We start from the raw sequence: 12896 nt of genomic DNA, 5'->3' as shown, positions 1-12896 counted from the left end.
GTATGACCCACCGCTTTCGCGAGCCGGCTCGCTCCCACAGGGGTCAGTGTTCGGCGGGTTTTCGGCGGTGGTGCAAACGCCAGCCAATCAGGATCAACAACACCAGGCCCAACCCACCCGCACTCAACCACAACACCTGATCATCACTGATCAACGGCTTCTCGATCCGCAGATATCCCGGTTGCAACAGCAACTCACGCATGGCCTTGTTCGCCGCCGCCAACGTCACCCCTTGCAGCTCCCGCGCCGGGTTGGCGAAGCGGCCATCCTCGTAATCACTCAGTGCACTCCAGTAGTAATCCGCCATCGCGCTATTACCCTGCACCGCCCACGCCTGATGGGCGATCGAGGCCTGTTTGATCCGCGCAAAGGTGTCCGGGTCAAGGCCGTTTTTCAGCAAATCGGCCTTGAGGTCTTCCAGCACCTGGATGGCTTCGTCGACATCGTCGCGATCCAGATCGGCATTCAGACTCATGAAACCGACGCCACCGAACACCTCACGCTCAGCCCACGGCCCGTAGGACAAACCGTGGTTGAGGCGGATCTGTCGATACAACGCCCAGTCGAGGTAATCCTTGAGAATGTCGAAGGTCTGGTCGTACTGATCATCGATCACCGGCTCCGGCACCAGCCAGTGCAGCTTGGCGCTGTCGCCGATAAAGCCACGGGTGAGGGTGCGCTCATGGGCGGCGCTGGTGCGGATATCCGGCAGCGGCCGATGCTCGCTCGGATCGACCGCTTCGAGTGCGCCCCAAGTGCGTTCCAGATAGGCCGGCAGCAGTTTGTCGAGTTCGCCGACGACGATCAGGGTCATGTTGTTCGGCGCGTACCAAGCCTTGCGCACCTTCTCCAATTGCTCCTGAGTCAGGTGGCCGACCTCGGCGCGTTGCGGGCATTTCAGGCCCAGTTCGACGGCGAGCTGATTGCTCGCGGTGTGGCCGAGATCCTGACGATCGAGAAAGCGTTGCAGGCGTGTGTAATGGCCGCCGTCCTCGCGTTCGACCACGCGTTTGGCCGCATTGATGGCGTTGTCGTCAATACGCGTTTGCGTGAGCAGAGCGAGCAGCAGGTCGAGCACTTTACGCTGGTTTTTCGCCGGGGCTTCGATGACGAAGGTGGTATCGGCGTTGCTGGTGAACGCATTCCAGTCACCGCCCAGCGCTTGCATGCGTTCTTCCAGACCCCCTTCGCCAGTGGCGTCGATGCCGCTGAACAACAAGTGCTCAAGCAGGTGCGGCAGCTCCTTGTCATCGCAATCGAAATCATCGAGACCGACGCCGACCACCAGCCGGATCGCCACATGTCCGCGCTCGGTGCCGGGCTTGAGCATCAGCTGCAGACCGTTGGGCAGCGCATAGCCTTCGACCTGAAAGCGATCCAGGGCAAAGGCGGGCAGGGAACCGAGCAACAGACAGGCGAACAACAGGCAACGCATAACAGGCTTCCGTACGGCTGATTTGGAGATCCGTGTCGTCAGTCAGGGCCCCATCGCGAGCAGGCTCACTCCTGCATTTGGAATGCGTCTCCCTGTAGGAGTGAGCCTGCTCGCGATAGCGGCCTGAAGGCTGAATCAATGTAACTGACTAAACCGAGCCCCAGACGTTCAAGGCGAATGCGTAATGTCGGCAATATCATCCGCCGCCAGCGCCCCGGTATCCGCCGTTTCCAGCACCACGTACGCACTGCCGCAAAACAGTGAATTCAAGCGTTTCATGTCGGCAATCAACTCCAGGTGCAACGAACTGGTTTCCAGACTCTGGACGATCTTGCGTTGCAAACGGCTGACATGCGCATGCGCCAGACGGCGCTCCTGTGCGCGAAAGCGGCGTTTTTCACGCAGCAACTGCCGGGCACTTTCGCGGTCACCGCTGAGGAATACCGAGAGCCCCAGACGCAGGTTAGCAATCAATTGCTGCTGCAATCCGGCGAGATCTTCCAGACCTTCTTCAGAAAACGAGCGGCGCTGCGAGGTCTTCTGCTGCTGGATCTTGCGCAGCATGCGTTCGATCAGGTCGCTGGCCAGTTTCAGGTTGATCGACAGTTCGATGATCTCGGCCCAGCGTCGACTGTCCTGCTCGCCGAGGTCTTCGCGGGGCATCTGCGCCAGGTAGAGCTTGATCGCGCTGTACAAGGATTCGATGTCATCGGTCAGCCGACGTATTTCCTGGGTGACAGCGGTCTGCTTGCCGCGCAGTACATCAAGGGTGGCGTCGAGCATGTTCTCCAGCAGATCACCCATGCGCAGGGTTTCCCGTGCGGCGTTGGCCAGCGCCAGACTCGGCGTTACCAGTGCGGTGGCGTCGAGGTGACGCGGTTTGGCGGTGCCGTTGACCTCCGGCCGCTCCGGCAGCAACCACGCACACAGGCGCGCCATCGGCCCGACGCTTGGCAGCAGAATCAGGCAGCGCACGGTGTTGTAGAGCAGGTGAAAACCGATGACCATTTCCTGCGGGCTGAAATCGAGGCTGTCGATCCAGTGCACCAGCGGGTCGAGCACCGGGATGATCAGCAGCAGGCCAATGAGTTTGTACAACAGACTGCCCAACGCCACTTGCCGGCCGGCGGCGTTCTGCATGCTGGTGCTCATGAAAGCGAGAATGCCGCTGCCGATGTTAGCGCCAATCACTAGACCGATCGCCACCGGCAGGCTGATCACACTGGCGCCGGCCAGGGTCGCGGTGAGCAGCACGGCCGCGAGGCTCGAGTAGGAAATCATCGCGAACAACGCGCCGACCAAGGCATCGAGGAGGATATCGCCAGTCAGCGAGGCGAAAATCACCTTCACCCCTTGAGCGTGGGTGATCGGCGCGGCGGCCTCAACGATCAATTGCAGCGCGAGAATGATCAGCCCCAGCCCGATCGACACCCGCCCCATCTGCCCGAGCCGCGTTTGTTTGCGCGACAGAAAGAAAATCACCCCGAGGAAAATCAGCAGCGGCGACAGCCACGACAGGTCGAACGTCAGCACCCGCGCCATCAGCGCGGTACCGACGTCGGCGCCGAGCATGGTCGCCAGCGCCGGGGTCAGCGCCATCAGGCCCTGGCCGACGAAGGAAGTGACGAGCATGGCGGTGGCGTTGCTGCTCTGCACCATCGCAGTGACGACGATGCCAGCAACAAAGGCGAGCCAGCGCCTGGACATGTTCTGGCCAATCACATGGCGCAGGTTGGTGCCGTACACCCGCAGGATGCCGGTTCGGACGATGTGCGTGCCCCAGATCAGCAGGGCGACGGCGGAAAGCAGATTGAGCAGGGTGAGCATGCAGACCCCCTGTATTAGCAGTGCCTCAGAGAGGCAAGTTGACGGTACCGCGCGGTTTCTACGTTTTTGATACTTAAGCTGTAGTTGGCTAACGGTCTGGGCGCCAGCATTGCACAGCTAAAGTGCCGATTGAAACAAAAGTGTCATGAAAACAGGTTCATTCACCCATTCGAATCCGACACGTTCCTCCTGTGTTACCGAAAATAAATGTGGGAGCGAGCTTGCTCGCGAAAGCGGTGGGCCAGCCTACATTTCTGTCGACTGACACTCCGTCTTCGCGAGCAAGCTCGCTCCCACAGGGGTATTGCGTGCGTCTGGATTACCGGGTTACTGACCCGGGATGTCCTTGCGCAGTTTCACCGGGTCTTGCTGCTGTCTCTTCTTTGCCATTGCGCCGCGCAGCTTGATGTTGATCGCTTCCACCGCCAGCGAGAACGCCATGGCGAAGTAGACGTAGCCTTTCGGTACATGCACGTCGAACGACTCGGCAATCAGTACGGTACCGACCACCAGCAGGAACGACAGCGCCAGCATCTTCAACGACGGGTGCTTGTCGATGAATTCGCTGATCTTGCCCGAGGCCAGCATCATCACCAGTACCGCCACGACGATCGCCGCCACCATGACCGGCACGTGGGAAACCATGCCCACGGCAGTGATCACCGAATCCAGCGAGAAGACGATGTCGATGATCGCGATCTGGATGATGGTGTAGAGGAAGTTGCCGCCCTTGCCACCAGGCGTGTCGTCGCTTTCGTCTTCGCCTTCCAGCGCGTGGTACATCTCTTGCGAGCTCTTCCACAGCAGGAACAGACCACCGAAGAACAGGATCAGGTCGCGGCCGGAAATGCCTTGGCCGAACACTTCGAACAGGTCGGCGGTGAGGCGCATGACCCAGGTGATCGACAGCAGCAACAGGATGCGCGTGATCATGGCCAGGCCAAGACCGAAGATCCGGGTGCGCTGCTGCATGTGTTTGGGCATGCGGCTGACCAGGATCGAAATCATGATGATGTTATCGATGCCGAGGACGATTTCCAGGGCGGTCAGGGTGAAGAAGGCAACCCAGATTTCGGGGTTGGTCAGCCATTCCATGTGTATTCCTTTGAGCGATTGTTAAACCGAAAAAGGTCCGGGCTTCAAACCGCGAAGCCAGGACCCGAAACGGTGAGTCTTGGGCTTATAGAGTGCTGAACACCGGGAAAGTCCCCAACAGCAGTGCAGCAATCAGAATGCAGATACAAACCAGGATCGCCCATTTCAGGGTGAAACGCTGGTGGTCACCGAAATCAATACCGGCCAGGGCCACCAACAGATAGGTCGATGGCACCAACGGGCTCAGCAAGTGGACGGGCTGACCGACGATCGAGGCACGGGCCATTTCCACTGCAGTGATCCCATAGTGGCTGGCAGCTTCGGCCAACACCGGCAACACGCCATAATAGAACGCATCGTTGGACATGAAGAAGGTGAACGGCATGCTCACCAGCGCCGTGATCACGGCCAAGTACGGGCCGAGGAAATCCGGAATCACCGCCAACAGGCTCTTCGACATCGCATCGACCATGCCGGTGCCGCTCAGGATACCGGTGAAGATACCCGCCGCAAAGATCAGCCCGACCACTGCCAGCACGCTACCGGCGTGAGCCGCGACGCGATCCTTCTGCATCTGCAGGCAAGGGTAGTTGACGATCATGGCAATACTGAACGCGACCATGAACAGCACCGGCAGCGGCAGCAGGCCAGCGATCAGGGTGCACATCAGGCCGAAGGTCAGGGCGCCGTTGAACCAGATCAGTTTTGGACGGCGGGCATCCGGGAACTGCGACACGCTGATTTCGCTGTGATCGATATCATCGCCAACCAGATGCAGCTCACCGAGACGCGCACGCTCACGTTTACCGTAGAAGTAGGCAATCAGCAGAATCGCCACGACACCGGCAGCCATCGCCGGGATCATCGGCACGAAAATGTCCGATGGATCGACATGCAGCGCACTCGCGGCACGGGCAGTCGGGCCGCCCCACGGGGTCATGTTCATCACGCCGCCGGCGAGAATGATCAGACCGGCCATGATCCGCGGGCTCATGCCAATGCGGCTGTACAGCGGCAGCATGGCGGCCACGCAGATCATGTAAGTGGTCGCGCCGTCACCATCGAGGGAAACGACGAGCGCCAGTACGGCGGTGCCGACCGAAACCTTCAGCGGGTCACCCTTGACCAGTTTGAGGATCTTGCGCACGGCCGGGTCGAACAGGCCGGAGTCGATCATCAGGGCGAAATAGAGAATGGCGAACATCAGCATCACGCCGGTCGGCGCCAGCTTGGTGATGCCTTCGAGCATCATCGGACCGATCTTCGGTGCAAAACCACCGAACAGGGCGAAGACGATCGGGATGATGATCAGAGCGATCAGCGCGGACAGGCGCTTGGTCATGATCAGGAACATGAACGTGATGACCATGGCGAAGCCAAGGAAAGTCAGCATGGGAATACTCCAGGCGTAGCGCGGCTAGTTAAATGAGCAGATCGGGCGGGATCAGCGCAGAACGGGAAGCACGAAACGTACGGGCGGAGTGACAGCGAAGAGGCGGGTTACAGAGGACATCAGAATCACCATTGTTGTTGTTAATTGGGCCGTTCGTGCGAGGTATCACACGCATTGGCCAACCGGTCTGTTGCCGGAAGTGGAGGCGATCCTAATCGCGGAAGCTTTCAGCTACCTTTCGCTTGAGAAAGCTTTGAATGAACGGTCAACCGGCCGTCGGATGCGAACCAGAGTCAATAAACACGGGAAGGGGAGCTTTGAAATGCGCGAATTGCACAGCGGCGGCTGCCATTGCGGACACATTCGTTATCAGTTCAGCGGGGCGTTGCAGGACATCGCCCATTGCCATTGTTCGATTTGTCGCCGAGTCAGCGGCGGCATCGTCACCACATGGATCACCGTGCCGGCGGCAAATTTCCAGTGGCTGGCCGGGGCGCCATCGCGGTACGACTCGTCGGCCAGTTGTGCGCGGTTCTTCTGTCCGAACTGCGGTGCGCAACTGGCGTTGGTGACATTGCTCAGCCCCGAGAGCATCGACGTGACCATCGCCACGCTGGATCAGCCGCAACTGGCACCGGCCGAGCGACATATCTGGACGGACAGCCAATTGCCCTGGCTGCATCTGGACGAGCATCTGCCGGGCGAAGCCGAAGAAACGATCTAATCAAAAAACCGACAGATTCAGCGGCCGGATCGCCCCCATCCAGATCGCGTGCTCGGTGTGGTCGAGCAAATCATCCCCGGTGTCCGGGTGCAGAAACACCACCAGGCCTTTACGGTTCAGCGCCAGCCACGGCAGCACATCGCCGATCAGCTCGGGGCCGAAGGCCAATTGGCAACTCCAGTCCGGATGCGGCCCGACCGGGCGCTCGTGGACGCGGCCCATCTTCAACGGAAACAGCTTCGCAGCCTGCTCACACAAGGCCCGCGCCTGCTCAATGGTATTGGCGTCGAAATAGACGTGGGCGTGGTAGCCCTTGATTGCTTGCATCACAAACCCTCGGAAATCGGTTCGAACCCTCGGCGTTGCTCGTATGTCACACGCCATACAAGGGATAAGAAAAGGGATCAGCCATGAAAAATGCCGAAACCCCGGCGGTAAAAGTGGTGCTCTATGGTGCCATGAGTAGCCTGGGCAGCGCGTTGATGGCTGAATTGCTGCGGCGTCAGCACGAAGTCATTGCCATCCTCGACGATTTGACCGCACTCGCGCCGCGGCCGGGGTTGCGAACCAAAACGGGTGATTTGTTCGACTCGGAGCGTATCAATCAGAGCGTGGCCGGTAGTTCGGCGGTCATCTGTTTACTGGATGCGCCGGGGTTGCCGTTCAGTAGCGATCAGGTGGAACGCGCTGTCGTGCTCGGGCCGGTCGAGCAGGTGCTGGCCGTCGATGCGTTGGTCGATGGGCTGCAAGCGGCCAACGTTTCGCGGCTGTTTCTGGTGGGGGATTTTGCCGTGCTCGATGAGCCGGATGTCGATGATCGCCTGCAACGTCACGCCGCCGAGGAAATACGTGAAGCCGTGCAAAGCAGTCCGCTGCACTGGACGCTGGTCAATGCGCCCCATGGCGTCGCAGGCCTGACGATCGAGCATTTCAGTCAGGTCGGCGGCAATCTGGAACCGGGTCTGGCCGAGCCGCTGGAGCGGCTGAACCGCGTAGCAGTGGGGATTGCCGATGAGCTGCGGCTGAATTTGCATGTGGGGCAGCATGTGAATTTTGTGGCGGCTTCAGATTCGTAAATCCTTCAAACCGCAATCGAAGGCAGCGCCAGCCCACTCAAGGACTCCGCGCTGCTCGCCTGTTCTGCCATCAACCAGTCGACAAACTGTTGAATCAACGCACCCCGGCGTTTGCGTTGCGGCAGCACTACGTAATAACCGAGGCGCGACAGGGTCGTTTCGGCTATGGGTCGGCACAGCAAACCCTGACCCAGCAAGTTATCCACAAGGTGCCGCCAACCGATCGCCACGCCTTGGCCGCCAATCGCCGCTTGAATCAGCAGTGTGTAGTTGTCGAAGCGCAATTGCCCCGGCGCCGGAGGAGTGGTGATACCGAGTTGGCGAAACAGGCCGCTCCAGTCAAACCAGTTGCTGCTGTTTTCCCCGCGCAGGTGCAACAACGGAAACTCCAGCAACGCCGGAGCGGGCAAGGGCAGGGCGTGATCCTTGAGCAACTGCGGACTGCACACCGGAAAGACTTCTTCGCTGAACAGCCAATGACTTTCACCCTGTTTAAAACGCCCGTCGCCAAACAGGATCGCCACGTCGATGTCAGTGCGCAGCATGTTGTGGTTGCGTTCGCTGGTTACGAGGCTGACGTCGACGTGCGGATTCGCTTCGTGAAAGCGATGCAGGCGGGGCATCAGCCAATACGCGGCGAAGGCGAAATCGGTAGCGACCTGCAGCACCTCATGTTGCTGTTGTGCGCTGATCGCACTCAATCCTGCGTCGATATTCTGCAAACCCAAGGCAACTTGCTCGAACAGGATCACGCCGACTTCCGTCAGTTCGATACCTCGATAGATTCGGTCAAACAAACGCGTGCCGAGCTGTTCTTCCAGCCGTTTGATCTGCTGACTGATTGCCGGTTGCGTCGTGCCCAGCTCTACCGAAGCGGCGGTAAAGCTGCGATGGCGCGCCGCCGCTTCGAAGGCGCGGAGCAGGTCGAGGGACAAATCACCCAAGGCTTCATACATAAGCTGTGCTTATCCTAGTCATTGTCCGGCGCGGGCTTTACCGGATACAGCATGGACTCCATGCTCGATCGCAGCAATGTCGCATAAATATTCACTATGGAATGCCGCGATCACATGAAGCGCAAGAATATTCTTTTCATCATGGCCGATCAGATGGCCGCGCCAATGTTGCCGTTTTACGGCCCTTCGCCGATCAAACTGCCGAATCTTTCCCGCCTCGCCGCCCAAGGCGTGGTGTTCGACGCCGCTTACTGCAACAGCCCGTTGTGCGCGCCGTCGCGGTTCACCCTGGTCAGCGGCCAGTTGCCGAGCAAGATCGGCGCCTACGACAACGCCGCCGATTTCCCTGCCGATGTGCCGACTTACGCCCATTACTTGCGCCGCCTCGGCTACCGCACCGCGCTATCCGGCAAGATGCACTTCTGCGGTCCGGACCAGTTGCACGGTTATGAAGAACGCCTGACCAGTGATATCTACCCGGCCGATTACGGTTGGGCCGTGAACTGGGATGAGCCGGATGTGCGCCCGAGCTGGTATCACAACATGTCTTCGGTGCTACAGGCCGGGCCGTGCGTGCGCACCAACCAACTCGATTTCGACGAAGAAGTGGTGTTCAAGGCGCAACAATATCTGTTCGATCATATTCGCGAGGACGGCGACCAGCCGTTCTGCCTGACCGTGTCGATGACCCACCCACACGATCCGTACACAATTCCCAAGGCTTTTTGGGACTTGTACGACGATGCCGATATCCCGTTGCCTACAACCCCGGATCAACACGAACTCGATCCACACTCGCAGCGCCTGCTCAAGGTTTACGACCTGTGGGATAAACCACTGCCTGTGGATAAGATTCGCGATGCGCGCCGGGCGTACTTTGGTGCGTGCAGCTATATTGACGCCAATGTCGGCAAACTTCTGCAAACCCTCGAAGAAACCGGGCTTATCGATGACACTATTATCGTGTTCTCCGGTGATCACGGCGACATGCTCGGCGAGAAGGGTCTCTGGTACAAAATGCACTGGTTCGAAATGGCCGCCCGCGTACCGCTGTTGATCAGTGCTCCAGGCCAATTCGATTCCGGGCGCGTCAGCGCTGCTGTATCGACCGCTGACCTTTTGCCCACCTTTGTTGAACTGGCCGGTGGCACGCTGGAACCTGGCCTGCCACTGGATGGCCGGTCGCTGGTGCCGCATCTGCAAGGGCAGGGCGGCCATGACGAAGTGTTCGGCGAATATATGGCCGAAGGCACCGTCAGCCCGCTGATGATGATCCGTCGCGGCGCCTATAAATTTATCTACAGTGAAAGCGACCCTTGCCTACTCTTCGACGTAGACAACGACCCCCATGAACTGGAAGAACTCAGCCAATCGCCGCAACATCGCCAGCTGTTCGACGATTTTCTCGCCGAAGCGCGGGCCAAGTGGGACATTCCGGCGATTCACCGGGAGGTCCTTGCCAGCCAGCGCCGTCGGCGTTTTGTTGCCGACGCGTTAACCATCGGCAAGCTGAAGAGCTGGGATCACCAGCCGCTGGTGGACGCCAGTCAGCAGTACATGCGCAACCACATCGACCTCGATGATCTGGAACGCAAAGCACGTTATCCACAACCCTGCCAAAACCAATAATGTTAAGGGGAAGTTCATGCGTAAGTTATCCACAGTAGTGACAGTCGGCCTGATCGCACTAAGCAGCGCCTCAGCCTTCGCCGAGCAGAGTTGCGACACGGTGAAGATGGCCGACCCGGGCTGGAGCGACATTGCCGCGACCAACGCCATCACCGGGTTTCTGCTGGACGGCATGGGCTACAAGGCCAAGGTCGACACCCTCGCGGTGCCGATCACCTTTGGCGGTTTGAAAGACGGCCAGGTGGATGTGTTTCTCGGCAACTGGATGCCGGCGCAGCAGGGCTTCTACGACAAGTTCGTCGCCACCGGCGATGTTACGCAACTGGCGAAAAACCTCGACGGCACCGAATTCACCCTCGCCGTGCCGGATTACGTGTGGGACGCGGGTGTGCATAACTTTGCCGACATGAACAAATACGCGGACAAATTTGATCGCAAGATCTACGGCATCGGCTCCGGTGCGCCGGCCAACATCTCGTTGCAGGAAATCATCAAGAAGAATGACTTCGACATGGGTCAGTGGAAGCTCATCGAATCCAGTGAACAGGCGATGCTGGCTGAAGTGTCGCGAGCGGTGAAGAAGCAGAAATTCGTCACCTTCCTCGGCTGGACCCCGCACCCGATGAACGTGCAGTTGAAGATGCATTATCTGAAAGGTGGCGAGAAGTACTTTGGCGACACCGGCAGCGTGTTTACGTTGACGCGTAAGGGCTACGCCGAGGCGTGTCCGAATGTGGGTAAGTTGCTGACCAATCTGTCGTTCACTCAGGAAATGGAGAACAGCATCATGGCTGAGGTGGTGAACAAGAAGGTCACCAATGCCGAGGCGGCGAAGGCGTGGATCAAGGCGAATCCGGCGGTGCTGGACAAGTGGCTGGATGGGGTGAAGACCGTCGATGGCAAGGATGCGTTGGTGGCGGTGAAGGCGAAGCTTTGATTGTAGGGTAGCTGGAATCGGTTTTTGGCTTGAGATTTTTGCCCCCTCACCCCAGCCCTCTCCCCCAGGGGGGCGAGGGGGAAGGGAGCCGATCGTTGTTGAATTCGAACTCGCGTTCAACTCTGAAATTGCAGGTCGGTGAATCTCTAACAATCACTTCGTCAGTTCCCTCTCCCTCTGGGAGAGGGCTAGGGTGAGGGGCTTTTTCCCCTGACACCCTGATAACCTTGAACAAAACCCCAACCGCGAGGACCCATGGCCTTCCCCAGCCGCCACTCTCTCTTGCCCTTCCTCACCTGGCTACCGCGGCAAACCCGCGCCAGCGTCGGACGGGACCTGATCGTCGGCCTCAGCGGTGCGATTCTCGCGTTACCCCAGTCGATTGCCTACGCGCTGATCGCCGGGCTCCCACCTGAATACGGCCTCTACGCGGCAATCATCCCGGTATTGATCGCCTGCCTGTGGGGCTCATCGTGGCATCTGATCTGCGGCCCGACGGCGGCCATTTCGATCGTGCTGTACGCCAGTGTCAGCCCGTTGGCCGTACCGGCATCGCAGGACTACATCACGCTGATCCTGCTGCTGACCTTCCTCGCCGGGATTTTCCAATGGCTGCTCGGTTTGCTGCGCTTCGGCGCTTTGGTGAATTTCGTCTCGCACTCGGTGGTGCTGGGGTTCACCCTCGGCGCGGCGGTGGTGATTGCCATTGGGCAATTGCCGAATCTGCTGGGGCTGGACCTGCCGGCCAAGGCGACGGCGCTGGCGAGTCTGGTGGATCTGCTGCAACACTTCCGGGCTGTGGATAAACCTTCGCTGGTGCTCGGTGTGGCAACGGTGGTCGTCGGTGTGGTGTTGAAACAATTGCTGCCACGCTGGCCGACGCTGTTGATAACCCTCGCATTGGCCAGTCTGCTGGTGTGGCTGTGGCCGGCGATGTTCGGCCATGTGCATCTGGTCAGCGCATTCGTCGGGCGTTTGCCGCCGTTCAGTGCGTTGCCGCTGGACCTGGATTTGATTCTGCGCCTGCTGCCGAGTGCCGTGGCGGTGGGCATGCTCGGGCTGGTCACCAGTCTGTCGATTGCGCGCTCGATTTCGGCGAGGTCGCAACAATTGCTCGATGCCAATCAGGAAGTCCGCGCGCAGGGTTTATCGAATATTGTCGGGGCGTTCTTTTCCGGATCATTGTCGGCAGGCTCGTTTACCCGTTCGGGCCTCAGTTACGAGGCGGGCGCATGCTCGCCGCTGGCCGGGGTGTTTTCAGCGATTTGGGTGGCATTGTTTGCGATTTTTGGCGCCGGGCTGATTGCGCACATTCCGATCCCGGCGATGGCCGGGAGCATTCTGTTGATCGCCTGGGGGCTGGTCGACCACCGCGGTATTCGTGCCCTGTTGCGGGTCAGCCGCGCCGAGTTCGTGGTCATGGCCCTGACTTGCCTGGCCACGTTGCTGCTGGAATTGCAGACGGCGATTTATGCCGGTGTACTGGCCTCGCTGTTCTTCTATCTCAAGCGCACCTCGCAACCGCGAGTGCAACATTGGCGCGATGGCGAGGACGATGTGTTGCGCGTCGGTGGGTCGATCTTTTTTGGCGCCAGCCATTACCTGCAGGTTCGCCTGCAGCGCGTACATGGCGCACGGGTGGTGATCGAGGCGCAGCAGATCAACTTCATCGACTATTCAGGGGTGGAGATGTTGCATCAGGAGGCGCGACGCTTGTTGAGCCAGAATCGCAGTTTGACCCTGCGCCGAGCGCGGCCGCAGGTGGTGGAGGAGTTGAGGAAGCTCGAAGGGCCGGAGAAATGCCCGATCCGCTTTGAGGATTGA

Annotated in this window: 11 protein-coding genes; 5 read left to right on the top strand and 6 right to left on the bottom strand. The window is 59.5% G+C overall.

Annotated features, from left to right (window positions below; translation table 11 throughout):
* Nucleotides 1-43: 43 nt before the first annotated feature.
* The 4 genes from F8N44_RS02600 to F8N44_RS02580 form a co-directional block, all read right to left on the bottom strand.
* On the bottom strand, nt 44-1435 hold the full coding sequence (locus tag F8N44_RS02600) for a M16 family metallopeptidase (RefSeq protein ID WP_150649181.1): 1392 nt from the start codon (nt 1433-1435) through the stop codon (nt 44-46).
* A gap of 168 nt (nt 1436-1603) precedes the next feature.
* Nucleotides 1604-3262: a Na/Pi cotransporter family protein gene (locus F8N44_RS02595; RefSeq protein WP_150649180.1), complete on the bottom strand. Its 1659-nt coding sequence runs from the start codon at nt 3260-3262 to the stop codon at nt 1604-1606.
* Between the two features lie 327 nt (nt 3263-3589).
* Nucleotides 3590-4357, bottom strand: coding sequence for a TerC family protein (locus F8N44_RS02585; protein ID WP_095119663.1), 768 nt, complete (start codon nt 4355-4357; stop codon nt 3590-3592).
* Nucleotides 4358-4442: 85 nt separating this feature from the next.
* The gene (locus F8N44_RS02580; protein ID WP_064389709.1) at nt 4443-5750 is read right to left on the bottom strand and encodes a CitMHS family transporter; all 1308 of its coding nucleotides are present in this window, start codon (nt 5748-5750) and stop codon (nt 4443-4445) included.
* Nucleotides 5751-6072: 322 nt separating this feature from the next.
* Between F8N44_RS02580 and F8N44_RS02575 the strand changes: the two genes are divergently transcribed.
* On the top strand, nt 6073-6474 hold the full coding sequence (locus tag F8N44_RS02575) for a GFA family protein (RefSeq protein WP_150649179.1): 402 nt from the start codon (nt 6073-6075) through the stop codon (nt 6472-6474).
* Here the strand turns inward: F8N44_RS02575 and F8N44_RS02570 are convergent, their stop codons facing one another.
* A complete protein-coding gene (locus tag F8N44_RS02570; protein ID WP_150649178.1) occupies nt 6475-6801 on the bottom strand; it encodes a DOPA 4,5-dioxygenase family protein in 327 nt (108 codons plus the stop codon).
* Between the two features lie 83 nt (nt 6802-6884).
* Here F8N44_RS02570 and F8N44_RS02565 point away from each other — a divergent pair, with 83 nt between their 5' ends.
* A complete protein-coding gene (locus tag F8N44_RS02565) occupies nt 6885-7550 on the top strand; it encodes an NAD(P)-dependent oxidoreductase (RefSeq protein ID WP_077575182.1) in 666 nt (221 codons plus the stop codon).
* Nucleotides 7551-7555: 5 nt separating this feature from the next.
* Here F8N44_RS02565 and F8N44_RS02560 read toward each other — a convergent pair whose 3' ends face one another.
* Nucleotides 7556-8506 carry a choline sulfate utilization transcriptional regulator gene (locus F8N44_RS02560; protein WP_150649177.1) on the bottom strand — a complete coding sequence of 317 codons (951 nt, stop codon included), beginning with the start codon at nt 8504-8506 and terminating at the stop codon, nt 7556-7558.
* Nucleotides 8507-8620: 114 nt separating this feature from the next.
* On the opposite strand from F8N44_RS02560, the gene betC reads away from it, so the two are divergent.
* The 3 genes from betC to F8N44_RS02545 all read left to right on the top strand — a co-directional run bounded on the left by betC (nt 8621) and on the right by F8N44_RS02545 (nt 12896).
* Nucleotides 8621-10135 (top strand): choline-sulfatase, encoded by a 1515-nt coding sequence (gene betC, locus F8N44_RS02555; protein ID WP_150649176.1) that lies wholly within the window; start codon nt 8621-8623, stop codon nt 10133-10135.
* Nucleotides 10136-10151: 16 nt separating this feature from the next.
* A complete protein-coding gene (choX, locus tag F8N44_RS02550; RefSeq protein WP_150649175.1) occupies nt 10152-11072 on the top strand; it encodes a choline ABC transporter substrate-binding protein in 921 nt (306 codons plus the stop codon).
* A 255-nt stretch (nt 11073-11327) separates the two neighbouring features.
* Complete coding sequence (locus F8N44_RS02545; protein ID WP_150649174.1) at nt 11328-12896, top strand: SulP family inorganic anion transporter; 1569 nt, start codon at nt 11328-11330, stop codon at nt 12894-12896.

The organism is Pseudomonas fluorescens, from assembly GCF_902497745.1.
Classification (GTDB): domain Bacteria; phylum Pseudomonadota; class Gammaproteobacteria; order Pseudomonadales; family Pseudomonadaceae; genus Aquipseudomonas; species Aquipseudomonas fluorescens_BM.
The sequence above is the reverse complement of the archived record's forward strand: the minus strand, read 5'-3'. Positions and strand labels throughout refer to the sequence as shown.